We start from the raw sequence: 15,206 nt of genomic DNA, 5'->3' as shown, positions 1-15,206 counted from the left end.
CCTTATTTCTTGCCGCGGCGCGAGACGATCATCGAAGTCGTACGCTTGTTACGGCGCGTCTTCTTACCCTTCGTCTGTTGGCCCCAAGGCGACACTGGATGACGACCAGCTGCGGTTTTACCTTCACCACCACCGTGCGGGTGATCGACCGGGTTCATGACCACACCGCGAACGGTAGGACGAACACCGCGCCAGCGCATCGCGCCAGCTTTACCGATCTTGCGCAGGCTGTGCTCGGCATTACCGACTTCGCCAACCGTTGCACGGCATTCGATGTGCACGCGGCGCACTTCACCCGAGCGCAGACGCACTTGAGCGTAGGTACCTTCGCGCGCCATCAGAACAACACCAGCGCCGGCGGTACGTGCCATCTGGGCACCTTTACCTGGCAGCATCTCGACGCAATGCATCACGGTGCCGACTGGGATGTTACGGATAGGCAGGCAGTTGCCCGACTTGATCGGTGCTTCCGAACCGTTCATCACCGAATCGCCAACGGACATGCCCTTGGTTGCGATGATGTACTGGCGCTCGCCGTCGGCGTAGCACAGCAGGGCGATATTCGCGGTACGGTTTGGATCGTATTCGATACGCTCGACCTTTGCCGGAATGCCATCCTTCTGACGCTTGAAGTCGATCAGGCGATAGTGCTGCTTATGACCACCGCCGATGTGGCGGGTGGTGATGTGACCGTTGTTGTTACGGCCGGCAGTTTTCGATTTCTTTTCAACCAGGGCTGCGAACGGACGACCTTTGTACAGGTCCGGGTTCACAACCTTCACCATGCCGCGACGGCCTGGTGAGGTTGGTTTCATCTTTACGAGTGCCATTATTTAGCCTCCTCGGAGAAGTTGATTTCCTGGCCAGGCTTCAGGCACACGAAAGCACGCTTGGTATGGTTGCGACGGCCATTGAAACGGCCCGAGCGCTTTTGCTTACCTTCGCGATTGGCTGTCTGCACCGACAGCACTTCAACCTTGAACAACAGTTCAACGGCTGCCTTGATTTCAGGCTTGGTCGCATCCGGCAATACGCGGAACACGATCTGCTCGTTCTTTTCCGCGACCATGGTGGCCTTCTCGGAAATGACTGGCGCCTGGAGCACCTTCATCAGGCGCTCTTCGGAAAATTTGATTACGCCGCTCATGCGAACATCTCCTCGATCATGGCCAGTGCTGCTTTGGTGACCACGATTTTTTTGTAGAACACCAGCGACATCGGATCAGCGTGCTTCGGCTCGACAACCAGCACGTGCGGCAGGTTACGCGATGCCAACAGCAGGTTTTCTTCGAGCTTGTCGGTGATGATCATGACCGATTCCAGGCCCATGCCCTGCAGCTTTTGCGACAGCAGCTTGGTCTTTGGCGCATCCAGGTTGATGCCTTCGACCACGACCAGACGCTCTTCGCGTGCCAGTTGCGACAAGATCGAGCAGATACCTGCGCGGTACATCTTCTTGTTCACTTTGTGGGTGAAGTTTTCGTCAGGCGAGTTCGGGAAAATCCGACCGCCGCCGCGCCACAGTGGCGAGGACGACATACCAGCGCGCGCGCGGCCGGTACCTTTTTGGCGCCATGGCTTCTTGGTCGTGTGGTGAACTTCTTCACGATCTTTCTGCTTGCGGTTACCGCTACGTGCGTTGGCAGCGTAAGCGACGACGATCTGGTGGATCAGGGCTTCGTTGTAGTCACGACCGAAAACGGTATCGGCTGCGGCGACGTTCGAACCTGCTTGACCTTGCTCATTCAGAAGCTTGAGTTCCATAATTAAGCTCCCTTCTGAACTTTGGATTTAACGGCTGGCGAGACAATCACCTGGCCATTTTTCGCACCTGGTACGGCACCTTTGACCAGCAACAGCTGACGGTCGGCATCGATACGGGCGATTTCGAGATTCTGTACGGTACGATTCACGTCACCGAGGTGACCGGTCATGCGCTTACCAGGGAAAACACGACCTGGATCCTGCGCCATACCGATGGAACCTGGAACGTTGTGCGAACGCGAGTTACCGTGCGTTGCGCGGCCGGAAGAGAAGTGGTAACGCTTGATGACGCCGGCGTAACCCTTACCGATCGTGACGCCTTGGACGTCGATCTTCTGACCGACTTCGAACAGGGAAGCGGCGACAACATCGCCAGCTTTCAGTTCGGCTGCTTTACCAGCGTCGACGCGGAATTCGCGCAACATGGTGCCAGCTTCGACGCCAGCTTTGGCGTGGTGACCCGCAACAGCTTTGGTCACGCGGGAAGCGCGACGTTGACCGAATGCGACCTGAACAGCGGAGTAACCATCTGTTTCAGGGGTTTTGATTTGTGCGACACGGTTGTTCGACACGTCCAGAACGGTGACAGGGATCGAGTCCCCTTCATCCGTAAAGATGCGCATCATTCCAACCTTGCGACCGAGAAGGCCTAGGCTCATTTTTTCTCCATTCCCACCTGCGATTGGGCGGGGCTGACTGTTTAACTACCAAGTAAAGGACAGATTCAAAAACACACGAATCCATACCGAAGCCGGCTAGGATAGCATGCAAAAAGGCTTGACGCAACAACTTAGTTGGAGGTATGTCGATGTGTTGCACGGCGGGGGATGGGGAGGTGTTGCGAGGGGTGCAAGCGGGGTGTTTTACGGGGTCAAATGCGTGGCGAAACGCGTAAAACCTGCTGGTTTCGCTATCTCATGATCCGTCGTTCCCGCGCAGCGCCCGGTTTCAAGGAAACTCCTCAACTCTCTTGGAACCGTGCAAAGTCAGAGGCCGGTTTCAAATAGCGCTAACTTAAGCTCCGTCTTTCCCGCGCAGGCGGGAATCCATAGCACATTGGATCATCAAAGGTGCTATGGGCTCCCGCCTCCGCGGGAGCGACGGTTTCGAGATTTGCGGTCAAAACTGCTCAACTTAGTGGCAAAGGCTAGTTCTTGGAGAGGCGGGAACCCAAGTCCGTACCGCCCGCCACCGGCTCATCGCAAAACTTTGGTTCCCGCCTGCGCGGGAACGACGGTCTGGAGGCTAGCGCTCTGGCGAGCTACCTTGCCAGCGGCCGCCCGCCCGACCCGATCCGCAAGCGCAGCCAGAACTGCGCCAGCCGCTCCCACCAGCTGCGCCTGACCCGGCCCGTGCGCAGGCGCGTCTCGCCCGCCATCGGCACCGCCATCTCCCAGCGTACCGGATAGATATTCACGCGCTTCGTATACCTGCTCAGCAGCGCGGTGGTCTCGACCCCGGCGAAATCGAGGTGGCGGTCCAGCAGGAACACGAACATCGGCTCGACATGCTGCTTCTTGCCGCGCGTGCTCACCTCCACGCACGAGGGCAGGACCACGCCATCGCTCAGGGTGGTATTGGCCGCCACAATATAATGCCCCAGCGGATCGGGCGGCACCGCATCCAGGCTGGTCGGACGCACGAACGACTCGCCATTGCCCAGGTTGACCTCCTCGTCGATCGCCCATTCCCAGATAGGATAGGCGGCAAAGTCGGCATGCGTGACCTTGCGGATGGAGCGGCGGATAGCAAGATCTGGAGTCATGGACGGGGCGGAAAAGCTTCGAAGTAACGGGTCCAGTTTACGGCCAGCGCTGATTTCTGTCCAGCAACGCCCCTTCGGCGTGACCGGAAAACCTCAAAACAAAAATTTAAGGCTTGCCTACTAATCAAGTGCGCCCATATACAGGCTGGCAAGCGCGTTGTATATTACGACCGGAAATTGCAACACTGTAATTTTGTTATCGTGCGCCACAAGCTTGGCGTGAAGTGCCCTCAACCCGTTACAAGGAGTTATACATGGCAATCAGTTTGCAAAAAGGCGGCAACGTCAACCTGAGCAAGGAAGCGCCGGGATTGACCAAGGTCGTCATCGGCCTCGGCTGGGATCCCCGTGCGACCGACGGCAGCGCCTTCGACCTCGACGGCAGCGCCTTCATGCTCAAGGCTGACGGCAAGGTCCGCGCCGACGCCGACTTCATTTTCTACAACAACCTCAAGTCGAGCGACGGTTCGGTGGTGCACGGCGGCGACAACACCTCGGGCGCCGGCGAAGGCGATGACGAGAAGCTGACGGTTGACCTGAGCGCGGTGCCGGCCGAGATCGACAAGCTCTCGTTCTGCGTGACCATTCACGAAGCCGAGGCGCGCAAGCAGAACTTCGGCATGGTCGGCAAGGCCTATATCCGCTGCCTGAATGCCGACGGCGACAAGGAACTGGCCCGTTACGATCTGTCGGAAGACGGCTCGACCGAAACCGCGATGATCTTCGGCGAACTGTATCGCGCCGGCGCCGAGTGGAAGTTCAAGGCCATCGGCCAGGGCTTCAATGGCGGACTGGGGCCTCTGGCCAAGTCGTTCGGCGTCAACGCTTAAAGCACGACCCGCTGGTCCGCGCCCGCAAGGATAGCTGCTTCAGGGCGGCGCCTTGCGGGCGTTGTGACGTGTGGGGGGCGTATGTATGAGTGCCCCCTCCACATCGTCGTTCCTGCCCCCCACAGCTCGTCGTTCCCTGCGCAGGCGGGAAGTCGTTTCTGCCAATGGCAGGAACGACGGTTTTGAGGGTGACCGCCACAATACCGGGGCCGTTTACCCGACTCTTCCTCTTACCTGATAGCGCGGACACCATGGAAAACTTATCACGCGGGCAGCGTCTGCCGCTGGCCACCATCGCCCCCGACGGCCGCTTCGACATCGGCCTGCACGCCGCCGGCCTGCGGCTCGACTTCGCCTGCTTCGGCCTCGGCGCCGACGGCAAGCTGCTCGATGAGTCGTACATGACCTTCTTCAACCAGCCGCGCACGCCCTGCGGCGGCGCCGAGCTGATCGACATCCCTGGCGACCTGCTCGGCTTTCGCATCGATACGCGCCTGCTGCCGGCCAACATCGACCAGCTCGCGATCACCGCCAGCGTCGACGGCGACGGCACCATGTCCCAGCTCTCCGGCGGCTACCTGCGCCTGCTCGCCGGCACCGAAGAAAAAGCGCGCTTCGCCTTTTCCGGCGCCGATTTCGCCCAGGAACGCGCCATCATGCTCGGCAAGCTGTACCGCAAGGATGGCCAGTGGCGCTTCATGGCGGTCGGCCAGGGCTTCAACGGCGGCCTCGACGCGCTGGTAGCCCACTTCGGCGGCGCCGTGGCCGCCCCCGCGCCGGTGGCCGCAGCGGTGCCCCGCCCGGCCGCCGAAGCGGGCCGGATCTCGCTCGACAAGCGCATCGCAAGCAGCGCCCCCCACCTGGTCAGCCTGGTCAAGCAGGCCACCGTCTCGCTGGAAAAAGTGGGCCTGTCCCAGCACCGCGCCAAGGTCGCGCTGGTGCTCGACATTTCCGGCTCCATGGGCTCGCTCTACCGCAAGGGCCTGGTGCAGCAATTCGCCGACCGCGTCCTGGCCCTCGGCTGCAAGTTCGACGACGATGGCGAAATCGACGTCTTCCTGTTCGGCTCCAAGGTGCATCAGCCGGCGCCCATGAACCTCGGCAACGCGCGCACCTATATCCGCGACGTGGTCGAAGCCCACCCGCTCGAAGGCGACACCCGCTACGGCCGCGCGATGGAAGCGGTGCGCCGCTTTTACTTTCCGGATTCCCAGGGCGGCGAGCGCAAGAGCGCAGTGGCGGCACCGCTGCCGGTGTTCGTCATGTTCGTCACCGATGGCGGCACCTCGGACAAGCCCCTCACCGAGAAACAGTTACGCTGGGCCAGCTACGAACCGATCTTCTGGCAATTCATGGGCATCGGCAAGGGCAAGAAATCGAAAAGCAAAAAACTGTTCCAGTTCGCCGATTCCGACTTCCCCTTCCTCGAACAGCTCGACGAACTCTCCGGGCGCCTGGTCGACAATGCCGGCTATTTTTCGGTCAGCTCGCCCGACGAACACTCCGACGCCGCACTGTACGACCTGCTCATGGCAGAATATCCGGACTGGATAAAGCTGGCAAAACAACACCGGCTGCTTCCCTAGAACAGCAGCAGTAACAACAACGATTCATTAAGAAAGCAAACATGCGTGTCTGGTTCAACAGGACGTTCTCGTCCGTGTACGCGGCAATCGGCCTCATCCGCGAAGCCGATCTGGAAAACCGTTTCCACCTCATTTACACCAATGCCAATCCGCACGCCACGGCCGCAAGGGTGGCCCACGAATTCTTCGTCGAGCCGACCGGCCTGGACAACGCCGCCTACATCGACTGGTGCCTGGACTTTTGCCGCGAGCACAAGGTCGACATCTTCATCCCCGGCCGCCTGTCGAGCGAGCTGGCGAGCACCCATGCGCGCTTCGCAGCCCAGGGTACGCGCGTGCTCAGCGCCGCCTCGCAGGAACAGCTCGAACTGATCCACGACAAGGCGCGTTTCTACGCCACCACCAAGCTGCCCGGCGCGCCGGTGGCCGAGTTCCGCGTGTTCGAGAATGTCGACCAGTTCGACACCGCCTACGCCGAGCTGCGCGCGCGTTATCCGAAGCTGTGCGTCAAGCCCTCGCGCTCGGTGTACGGCCTGGGCTTTGCCATCCTCGACGAAGAACGCAGCAGCGCCGCCCTGCTGCTGGCCGGCGCCGAATACCATATCGGCCGCGACGACATGCGCCGCGGCCTGGCCGAGCTGGGCCAATTTCGCACCATGCTGCTGATGGAATACCTCGACGGCGTCGAATACAGCGTCGACTGCGTGGGCGACCATGGCCGCCTGGTGTGCGCGGTAGCGCGCAAGAAGCCGATGAAGGCTGGCAGCGGCCAGCTGATCGACATGCGCCCGGACATCATGGAAGCGAGCGCCGAACTGGCCCGCATCCACGGCTTGAACGGCGTGTTCAACGTCCAGTTCCGCGAAGGCGACGGCAAGCTGCACCTGCTCGAAATCAACCCGCGCATGTCGGGCGGCATCGGCATGGCTTGCGTGGCCGGCCCCAACCTGCCCTACATCGCCCTGTGCGGCTTTGCCGACGGTTTCGACAAGGTGACCGTGCCGCCGGTGCGCGACGGCATCCGCGTGGCCGAACTGAGCTCCCCGGCCGAACTGACCTCGGTGGACCTGCTGTGAGCATGCCCGAGCGCCACCGCCTGAGCCTGCCCACCGGCGAGCTCGAACTCGACATCCACGACAGCCAGTTCGCGCTGGACGAGGTGATGGGCTTTGCCGCGCGCGCCAACGCCAAGCGCGGCTTCCTGTTCCTGAGCAAGGTGCTGGGCAAGCACTGGCCGGTCACCCCAGCCATGATGCGCAAGGTGCACCAGAGCCTGGCCGATACCGTGCCCGAACTGCCCGGCCCGGTGGTCTTCATCGCCATGGCCGAAACCGCCATTGGCCTGGGCCAGGGTGTGTTCGAAGCCTGGCTGGCCGCCCATCCGGGGCGCGAAGGCCTGTTCCTGCACACCTCGCGCTACCGGGTGGGCGAGGCCCCCATCATCGAATTCGAGGAAGCGCACAGCCACGCCCCGCGCCAGTTCCTGCACATGCCGCCGGATCCGCACACGCGCGAGCTGCTCTTGAGTGCCAAGGCCCTGGTGCTGGTCGACGATGAAGCAAGCACCGGCAACACCTTCCTCAACCTGACCGATGCCTGCCGCAAGCTCAATCCCGGCATCGCCCATGTGCACCTGGCGACGATCACCAACTTCATGGGCGCCGCCGCCACCGCCGCCCTGTCCGAACGCTTCGGCCTGCCGGTGACGATGGGCGCACCGGTCAGCGGCGAGTACCGCTTCACACCAGGCCAGCTGGCCAGCGCCAGCGCCCCGGCCCAGCTGTTCGATGCCTCCGCCGACCGTGGCGCCAGCGGCGAGTTCGGCCGCTACGGCCTGCACCGCGCCCTCACCATCCCAAGCGGCCTGGCCGAGCGCCTGGCGGGCGATGTCAAGCCGGGCGAGCGCGTGCTGGTGCTCGGCACGGGCGAATTCATGCACCCGTCCTACCTGCTCGGCGCGGCCCTGGAACGGCTTGGCGTGGACGTCCTTGTGCAATCGACAACGCGCTCGCCGATCCTGACCTGGGGCGCGGTGACAGCCGCGCTCACGTTCCCGGACAATTATGGGGAGGGTGTCGCCAATTTCCTGTATAACGTCACCCCCGGCCAATACGAGCACGTCTTCATTTGCCACGAAACCGCGCCGGCCCAGGCGCTGCTGGACCTTGCAGGCACGCTCAAGGCGCGTCTGCTCCACTTTAAGACCGAGACCCATATTGAAGAAGTTTCATAAATTCCTGTTCGCCGACCTGGACGACACCCTGTTCCAGTCGCTGGAAAAGTGCGAGGGCCGCGGCCTGCCGATCGAAGCGGCCGCCTTCCTCAAGGATGGCAGCCCGATCTCGTACACCACGCCAGGCCAGCGCGCCTTTCTCGCCTTTGCCCAGGATGGCATGACGATGATCCCCACCACGGCGCGCAACCTGAATGCGTTCCAGCGCGTGGGCATCGACTTCCACAGCTACGCGGTGCTCGACTACGGCGGCATCGTGCTGCTGCCGGACGGCTCGGTCGACCAGGAATGGCTGGAGCACATGCGCGGCGCCATGCAAGCCGCCCTGCCCGGCCTGCAGGAATTGGCCGGGCTGATCGACGCCTGGGCCGAGCGCACCGGTTTCGGCAACCGCGCCCGCCTGATCGAGGATGTCGACACGCCCTTCTATCTGGTGGTCAAGGACCCGCAAAAAATCGCGGCCAACCTGGAGCCGATCGAGCGCGAGGTGGTCCAGCCATGGATCAACGAAGGCAATCGCGACTATTTCATCCATCGCAACGGCAACAACCTGGCGATTTTGCCGCGCGCGCTGAACAAGGCCCACGCGGTGGCCCACGTGAGCGCGCGCCTGCGCGCCGAACATGGCGATATCCTGACCTTCGGCATGGGCGACAGCAAATCGGATGCGCGCTTCATGGCCGCCTGCGACTACGCCATCGTGCCGAGCCGCACCCAGCTTGCCGGCCTGACCCTGGAGACCCTATGAATTTTTCCGGCAGTTACCGCTCGGACGACGTCAGCTTCCTGCTCAAGCCGCTGGCGATGCAGGACTTCGTCGATGTCCCGGAAAAGGAATTCCTGATCCAGTCGGGCCAGCGCCACTACAGTGAAATGCTCTCGCCCGAGTCGCTGCCGTCGGAGCGCTACCTGGCGGTGTTCCGCGAAGCGTGCGCGGCCAACACGGCGCGCATGGCGCGCGACTGCCTGACCCTGGCCGGCCTGATCAGTCAGCGGCGCAGCGGCCCGGTGACCCTGGTCTCGCTGGCGCGCGCCGGCACCCCGGTCGGCGTGGTATTGAACCACCTGCTGCCAAAGGTGTTCGGCCGCGCCAGCACCCATTACTCGGTGTCGATCATCCGCGACCGCGGCATCGACCAGGTCGCGCTCGAACACATCCTGGCCCAGGGCCATCCTCCCGAATCGATCGTCTTCATCGATGGCTGGACCGGCAAGGGCGTGATCTCGCGCGAATTATCAAGCGCCATCGACGGCTTCAACCGCCGTCGCGGCACGGCGATTGACGGCGGCCTGTACGTGCTGTCCGACCTGGCCGGCAGCGCCGCCTGCGCCGCTTCCTGCGACGACTACCTGATTCCGTCGAGCATACTGAACGCCACCGTGTCCGGCCTGATCAGCCGCTCGATCCTGAACGCTTCAATCGGGCCCGGCGACTTCCACGGCTGCGTGTACTATCAGCAGTTCGCGGCGCACGACCAGTCGCAAAGCTTCGCCGACGCCCTGGTGGCCGCCGCGCTGGAGATCGCCGCGGCCGACGGCGCGCTGGACGTGCGAGCGGTGGACCGCGAGCAGGCCGGCGCCGTTTCACGCGCCTACATGCTGGCGGCGCTGGAGCGGCATGGCATTAGCGACGTCAACATGATCAAGCCCGGCATCGGCGAAGCGACCCGCGTCTTGTTGCGGCGTAGCCCGCGCCTCTTGATCCTGCGCGATACGGGCGCGCCCGACGTGGCGCACCTGGCCCTGCTGGCGCAGGAAAAGCATATCCCCGTGATCGTCGACCGCGCGTTGCCGTATCACGCCGTTTCATTGATCAGGAGTGCACTCGATGGTTAAGTCGATGGGAGCGTCGCTGTACGTGCCGGCGAATCACAAACACCTGATGGCCGTGGCCAATGGCGAGCGCATGGGGCATGTCCGTTCGCTGATTTTCTGCACCGAGGATGCGGTCGCCGACGCCGACCTGAGCTGGGCGCTGTTCAACCTGTCCGTGGTGCTGGCCAATATGCGCAGCGAAGGCACGGCCGAGCGCTTCGTGCGCGTGCGCAATCCCGAAGTCATGGCGCGCGTGCTGGCCATGCCGGGCGCCGACAAGCTGGCCGGCTTCGTGATCCCGAAGGCCACGCGCACCAACTTCGATGCCTACTTCAAGCAGATCCGCCACACCGACCACATGCTGATGCCCACCCTGGAAACGGCGGAAGTGTTCAACGACTGGGAAATGCGGCAATTTCGCAAGATGCTCGAAGCGCCCGGCGTGCGCCACCGCATCCTGGCGCTGCGCATCGGCGGCAACGACCTGCTGGCCCTGCTGGGCCTGCGCCGTCCGCGCAGCATGACCCTGTACCGCACTCCCCTGGGGCCGGTCATCGCGCGCCTGGTCACCATCTTCCGTCCCTACGGTTTCGTGCTGACCGCGCCCGTGTTCGAGCACCTCGACCTGCCCGAACTGCTCGACCAGGAAGTGGCCGAGGACCTGGCCCACGGCATGGTCGGCAAGACCGCCATCCACCCAAGCCAGATTGCGCCGATCGAGCAGCACTACCGGGTCAAGCCGAACGACCTGGCGGCGGCCAGGGCCATTCTCGACGTCGATGCGCCTGCCGTGTTCAAGATGCATAATTCGATGTGCGAAGTGGCCACCCACCGCGCCTGGGCCGAACGCACCATCGAACAATCGAAGGTGTTTGGCGCGCATCACGACCACCCTCCGATGAGCCCGGCAGTTCCAAGGGAACATTGAACCTGACTTGAGTGAAAAGGACCTTATCGTGACAAATTTTTCGCGCGGACAAAAAGGCAAGCTGGCCGACCTCGGCTTGAGCGGCGCTTTCAATGTGCTCATCGATATCGACCCGGCCGCCCTGGTGATCGACATCTCCTGTTTCGGCCTGGACAGCACCGACAAGCTCTCGGACGAGCGCTACATGGTGTTCTACAACCAGCTGGCCAGCCCCGCCAATGAAATCAGGATGAGCATGGCGGGCCGCGCCGCCAGCTTCGCGCTGAACCTGGACGCCCTGCCGGCCGCGATCGCCAAGCTGGTGTTCGTGGCCGCCATCGATGGCGGCGGCACCATGCGCAACGTGGGCGCGAGCAGCATGACGCTTGGCGAGAAGGTGCGATTCCCGTGGTCGGGCGCCGACTTCCAGGATGAAAAAGCCGTGATCGTCGGCGAAATTTATCGTAAAGACGGCATCTGGCGCTTCGGCGCGGTCGGCCAGGGCTTTAGCGGCGGCCTGTCGGCCCTGCTCAAGCATTTCGGCGGCACCGAAGCGGCCCCGGGCGCATCATCCGCGCCACCGGCTGCGCCGCCCGTTCCGCTCCCGCCGACGCAGCAGCAAGCGCCGCTATCGCTGTCGAAGGTCACGCTCGACAAGCGCGGCGACAAGGTGTCGCTCGACAAGCGCAGCGGCAGCAAGGGTTTCGGGCGCATCCACGTCAACCTGAACTGGAACCGCGGCGCCACACACGGCAAGGCCATCGACCTCGACCTGGGCTGCATGTACGAGCTGGCCGATGGCCGTCCCGGTGTGGTGCAGGCGCTGGGCGATGTCTGGGGCGACTTCGACCGTCCGCCCTACATGCGCCTGGCCGCCGACGACCGCACCGGGCAATCGGCCGACGGCGAAAACCTGGCCATCAACGGCGACCATTTCCACGACCTCAAGCGCGCCCTGATCTTCGCCTTCATCTACGACGGCGCACCGAACTGGGCCGCCACCGATGGCGTGGTCACCATCGACATGCCCGAGCAGGCGCCGATCGAAGTGCGGCTCGACCAGGGCGGCAACCAGACGATGTGCGCGATTGCCATGATCGAAAACCGCGGCGGCAGCATGCAGGTGACCAAGCTGGCCGACTACTTCTCGCAGCAGGGCCGCGAAAGCGGGCACGAGCTGATGGACCGCCGCTTCGGCTTCGGCCTGCGCTGGACTACCGGCTCCAAGGACTGAACCGCCGCGCCGCCGCTTGCGCCTTGGGGCGGGCCGGCGGCTGATCCTCAGTTCGCTTCCATGACCGGCCCATCCCGCCGCCAGAACTTTTCGTCCGAACACCGGTCCTAGCATGACAGGCTCACGGTTTCAGGCACGAACATGCACACTCAGGTGATCCGCCAGGGTAGCGAGATCGCCGTTCTCGCCCTGGTCTATTACATCAACGCCCGCTTCGGCTTGCTGATGGCCCTCGCGCCCGGATACGCCGCGCCCATCTGGCCCGCCGCCGGCATGGCGCTGGCCGCGCTGCTCCTCTTCGGCAATCGGGTGGCACCCGGTATCTGGCTGGGATCGTTTCTGGCCAATGTAACTGTCGCCTTCGATGCGAGCAATACCGCGCTGCTCGCGCAATCGCTGCTCGTGCCGGCCGGTATCGGCATCGGCGCCACCCTGCAGGCCAGCGCGGGCGCCTGGCTGATTCGCCGTTTTGTCGGCTTCCCGACGCCGCTGGACCGGACACGGGATGTGATCAAGTTTCTCGGCCTGGGCGGACCGGCCAGCTGCGCCGTCAGCGCCAGCGTGGGCGCGACCACCTTGCTGCTCCTTGGCGTATTACCGGCGGATCATTATGTCTCGACCTGGTGGATCTGGTGGATCGGCGACGCCATCGGCGTCCTGGTCGCCACGCCGCTGATACTGAGCTGGTTCGGACAGCCGCGCGCGCTCTGGCGGCGCCGGCGCACGACGGTGGCGCTCCCGATCTGCCTCGCCTTCGCGGTGATCGTGGCCGTTTTCATGGGCGCCAGGGAACTGTTTTTTTCTGACCCGCAGCGTCTGCTCGTCTGGTCCACCCTGGCCGGCGGGATGGCGCTCACCGGCGTGCTCGGGGCCTTTCTGCTCGTGGTCAGCGGCCACGCCATGGCGTTCGAGCAATTGCTCGCCCAGCGCACCCATGACTTGGAGCGTACGCGCCAGGCGGAGCAAGCCGCGCTGCAACTGGCCGCCATCGTCACCTCGTCCGACGACGCCATTATCGGCAAGACGCTCGACGGCAGCATCGTCAGCTGGAACGCCGGCGCCACCCGCATGTACGGCTACAGCGCCAGCGAGACCTTGGGGCGGCCGATTTCGCTGCTGATCCCGCCCGAACTGGCTGGCGAGATGGCCGCGATTACGGAGCGCCTGCGGCGGGGCGAGCGCATCGACCACCTCGAAACCGTGCGCTTGCGCAAGGATGGCTGCCGCATCGATATCTCGCTGACCACCTCCCCGATCCGCGATGCCGAGGGCAGGGTGACGGGCATCTCTGCGATCGCGCGCGACATCAGCGAGCGCAAGCGCACCGAGAAAGCATTGCGCGACAGGGAGGCGCGCATCCGGCGCCTGGTCGACGCCAATATCATCGGCATCTTTATCGGTGAGTTGGGCGGGCGCATCAGTGAAGCCAACGAGGCTTTCCTGAAAATTTCCGGTTACTCAAGGGAAGAGGTGCTCGCGGAACGATTCCGCTGGACCGACATGACGCCGCCGCAATACGAGGCGGCCGATGCGCACGCCCTTGAAGAACTCCGGCAGAGCGGACGGTGCACCCCCTACGAGAAGGAATACACCCGCAAGGACGGCAGCCTCATCACGGTCCTGGTGGCCTGTGCCCTGTTCGAAGGATCGCACGACGAGGGCGTCAGCTTCGTGCTCGACCTCACCGAGCGCAAGCTGGCCGATGAACGGATCCACCATATGGTCGGTCATGATGCCTTGACGGGCTTACCCAATCGCACCCTGTTGCAGGACCGCATGCGCCAGGCCATTGCCTCCGCCCATCGTACCGGGGCCCGGGTGGGGGTCCTGTTCATCGATCTCGATTATTTTAAAAACATTAACGATTCCCTCGGCCACCATGTCGGCGATCAAGTGCTGAAAATGACGGCAATGCGCCTGCAACAATGCCTGCGCGTCGGCGACAGCGTGGCCCGGCTGGGCGGCGACGAATTCGTCCTGATCCTGCCTTTGCTCGGGGACAGCGGCGATGCCGCAAGGGTGGCGCGCAAGGCGCTCGACAGCCTGGCGCAGCCGTTCAACGTCGAACTGCACCAGTTGCACCTGGGCGGCAGCATCGGCATCAGCATCTATCCGGACGACGGGGTCGATGTCGACTCCCTGATGCGCGCCGCCGATACCGCCATGTACCACGCCAAGGAGACGGGGCGCGACAATGTCAAGTTTTTTACCGCCGCGCTCAACCAGGCGGTGCAGCGACGCCTGGACATCGGCAAACGCTTGCGCCAGGCCCTGGCACGCGATGAATTCACCCTGCATTACCAGCCGCAGGTGGAAATGGATAGCGGCATCATCTTTTCCGCCGAAGCGCTGTTGCGCTGGCAGCCGCCGGGAACGCAGCCGATTTCCTGTGGCGACTTCATCGCCAACGCCGAAGAGTCCGGCCTGATCGTGTCGATTGGCGAGTGGGTCTTGCGCCAGGCGTGCCAGCAACTGAAAATCTGGCGGGATGGGGGCCACCCGCAGCTGAAAATCGCCGTCAATTTGTCGCCCCGCCAACTCGAACAAGTGAATTTTTGCGCCCTGGTCGGGCAAATCCTGGACGAAGCGGGCATTCCCGCCAGCGCCCTCGAACTGGAGATTACCGAAAGCATGCTGATGCAGCGCAGCGAATACAATCTCGCCATGCTGACCCGCTTGAGCGACATGGGCATCGCACTGTCGGTCGACGACTTCGGCACAGGCTATTCCAGCCTGGCCTACCTGCAACGGTTTCCCGTGCACTCGCTCAAGATCGACCAATCGTTCGTGCGCGACATCGGCAAGGACCAGAACGACACGGCGCTGGTCACGGCCATCATCGCCATGGCTGCCAGCCTGCACTTGGGCGTCATTGCCGAAGGTGTGGAAACCTTGCAACAGGCACAGTTTCTCATGGCACAAGGCTGCCATGCGGCCCAGGGCTTTTATTACAGCAAAGCGGTGCGGGCGGATGCCTTCTCCGAATTGATCGCAAACAAATTCGAGGACAAGAATCCGCTCCACGGTTGACGGGCGGATTTCAGCCGCCCGCCCCGCCCGGGCGGGTCCGGC

General features: G+C 63.3%; 14 protein-coding genes. 9 read left to right on the top strand and 5 right to left on the bottom strand.

Annotated features, from left to right (window positions below; genetic code table 11):
* Window positions 1-2 precede the first annotated feature (2 nt).
* From rplB to IV454_RS10295, 5 genes are all read right to left on the bottom strand, one after another.
* Window positions 3-830 (bottom strand): 50S ribosomal protein L2, encoded by an 828-nt coding sequence (rplB, locus tag IV454_RS10315; protein WP_054265823.1) that lies wholly within the window; start codon window positions 828-830, stop codon window positions 3-5.
* Window positions 830-1,147: a 50S ribosomal protein L23 gene (gene rplW / locus IV454_RS10310; RefSeq protein ID WP_054265822.1), complete on the bottom strand. Its 318-nt coding sequence runs from the start codon at window positions 1,145-1,147 to the stop codon at window positions 830-832. The genes rplB and rplW overlap by 1 nt, the downstream gene beginning before the upstream one ends.
* The gene (gene rplD, locus IV454_RS10305; RefSeq protein WP_054265821.1) at window positions 1,144-1,764 is read right to left on the bottom strand and encodes a 50S ribosomal protein L4; all 621 of its coding nucleotides are present in this window, start codon (window positions 1,762-1,764) and stop codon (window positions 1,144-1,146) included. Before rplD ends, rplW begins: the two co-directional genes overlap by 4 nt.
* A gap of 2 nt (window positions 1,765-1,766) precedes the next feature.
* Window positions 1,767-2,423 carry a 50S ribosomal protein L3 gene (gene rplC, locus IV454_RS10300; RefSeq protein WP_054265820.1) on the bottom strand — a complete coding sequence of 219 codons (657 nt, stop codon included), beginning with the start codon at window positions 2,421-2,423 and terminating at the stop codon, window positions 1,767-1,769.
* 602 nt (window positions 2,424-3,025) lie between these two features.
* Window positions 3,026-3,529 carry a hypothetical protein gene (locus IV454_RS10295; RefSeq protein ID WP_054265819.1) on the bottom strand — a complete coding sequence of 168 codons (504 nt, stop codon included), beginning with the start codon at window positions 3,527-3,529 and terminating at the stop codon, window positions 3,026-3,028.
* Between the two features lie 254 nt (window positions 3,530-3,783).
* On the opposite strand from IV454_RS10295, the gene IV454_RS10290 reads away from it, so the two are divergent.
* The 9 genes from IV454_RS10290 to IV454_RS10250 all read left to right on the top strand — a co-directional run bounded on the left by IV454_RS10290 (window position 3,784) and on the right by IV454_RS10250 (window position 15,164).
* Window positions 3,784-4,359: a TerD family protein gene (locus IV454_RS10290; protein ID WP_054265818.1), complete on the top strand. Its 576-nt coding sequence runs from the start codon at window positions 3,784-3,786 to the stop codon at window positions 4,357-4,359.
* A gap of 251 nt (window positions 4,360-4,610) precedes the next feature.
* Window positions 4,611-5,945, top strand: a complete 1,335-nt coding sequence (locus IV454_RS10285; RefSeq protein WP_206091392.1) for a VWA domain-containing protein — start codon at window positions 4,611-4,613, stop codon at window positions 5,943-5,945.
* A 41-nt stretch (window positions 5,946-5,986) separates the two neighbouring features.
* On the top strand, window positions 5,987-7,021 hold the full coding sequence (locus IV454_RS10280) for an ATP-grasp domain-containing protein (protein ID WP_206091391.1): 1,035 nt from the start codon (window positions 5,987-5,989) through the stop codon (window positions 7,019-7,021).
* 2 nt (window positions 7,022-7,023) lie between these two features.
* Window positions 7,024-8,178, top strand: coding sequence for a phosphoribosyltransferase domain-containing protein (locus tag IV454_RS10275; RefSeq protein ID WP_206091390.1), 1,155 nt, complete (start codon window positions 7,024-7,026; stop codon window positions 8,176-8,178).
* A complete protein-coding gene (locus tag IV454_RS10270) occupies window positions 8,162-8,926 on the top strand; it encodes an HAD family hydrolase (protein ID WP_206091389.1) in 765 nt (254 codons plus the stop codon). The genes IV454_RS10275 and IV454_RS10270 overlap by 17 nt, the downstream gene beginning before the upstream one ends.
* A complete protein-coding gene (locus tag IV454_RS10265) occupies window positions 8,923-10,014 on the top strand; it encodes a cysteine protease StiP family protein (RefSeq protein ID WP_206091388.1) in 1,092 nt (363 codons plus the stop codon). The genes IV454_RS10270 and IV454_RS10265 overlap by 4 nt, the downstream gene beginning before the upstream one ends.
* Entirely contained in the window at window positions 10,007-10,921 is a 915-nt protein-coding gene (locus IV454_RS10260; RefSeq protein WP_206091387.1) for an HpcH/HpaI aldolase/citrate lyase family protein, read from the top strand. The genes IV454_RS10265 and IV454_RS10260 overlap by 8 nt, the downstream gene beginning before the upstream one ends.
* 28 nt (window positions 10,922-10,949) lie before the next feature.
* On the top strand, window positions 10,950-12,134 hold the full coding sequence (locus tag IV454_RS10255; RefSeq protein WP_206091386.1) for a TerD family protein: 1,185 nt from the start codon (window positions 10,950-10,952) through the stop codon (window positions 12,132-12,134).
* Window positions 12,135-12,275: 141 nt separating this feature from the next.
* Window positions 12,276-15,164, top strand: a complete 2,889-nt coding sequence (locus IV454_RS10250; RefSeq protein WP_206091385.1) for a bifunctional diguanylate cyclase/phosphodiesterase — start codon at window positions 12,276-12,278, stop codon at window positions 15,162-15,164.
* The last annotated feature ends 42 nt before the right edge of the window (window positions 15,165-15,206 follow it).

The organism is Massilia antarctica (genome assembly GCF_015689335.1).
GTDB classification, from domain to species: domain Bacteria; phylum Pseudomonadota; class Gammaproteobacteria; order Burkholderiales; family Burkholderiaceae_D; genus Telluria_A; species Telluria_A antarctica.
The sequence above is the reverse complement of the archived record's forward strand: the minus strand, read 5'-3'. Positions and strand labels throughout refer to the sequence as shown.

Coding starts and splice junctions, on each gene's coding strand:
- rplB (WP_054265823.1), bottom strand. CDS start 830: ATGGCACTCGTAAAGATGAAACCAACCTCACCAGGCCGTCGCGGCATG.
- rplW (WP_054265822.1), bottom strand. CDS start 1,147: ATGAGCGGCGTAATCAAATTTTCCGAAGAGCGCCTGATGAAGGTGCTC.
- rplD (WP_054265821.1), bottom strand. CDS start 1,764: ATGGAACTCAAGCTTCTGAATGAGCAAGGTCAAGCAGGTTCGAACGTC.
- rplC (WP_054265820.1), bottom strand. CDS start 2,423: ATGAGCCTAGGCCTTCTCGGTCGCAAGGTTGGAATGATGCGCATCTTT.
- IV454_RS10295 (WP_054265819.1), bottom strand. CDS start 3,529: ATGACTCCAGATCTTGCTATCCGCCGCTCCATCCGCAAGGTCACGCAT.
- IV454_RS10290 (WP_054265818.1), top strand. CDS start 3,784: ATGGCAATCAGTTTGCAAAAAGGCGGCAACGTCAACCTGAGCAAGGAA.
- IV454_RS10285 (WP_206091392.1), top strand. CDS start 4,611: ATGGAAAACTTATCACGCGGGCAGCGTCTGCCGCTGGCCACCATCGCC.
- IV454_RS10280 (WP_206091391.1), top strand. CDS start 5,987: ATGCGTGTCTGGTTCAACAGGACGTTCTCGTCCGTGTACGCGGCAATC.
- IV454_RS10275 (WP_206091390.1), top strand. CDS start 7,024: ATGCCCGAGCGCCACCGCCTGAGCCTGCCCACCGGCGAGCTCGAACTC.
- IV454_RS10265 (WP_206091388.1), top strand. CDS start 8,923: ATGAATTTTTCCGGCAGTTACCGCTCGGACGACGTCAGCTTCCTGCTC.
- IV454_RS10260 (WP_206091387.1), top strand. CDS start 10,007: ATGGTTAAGTCGATGGGAGCGTCGCTGTACGTGCCGGCGAATCACAAA.
- IV454_RS10250 (WP_206091385.1), top strand. CDS start 12,276: ATGCACACTCAGGTGATCCGCCAGGGTAGCGAGATCGCCGTTCTCGCC.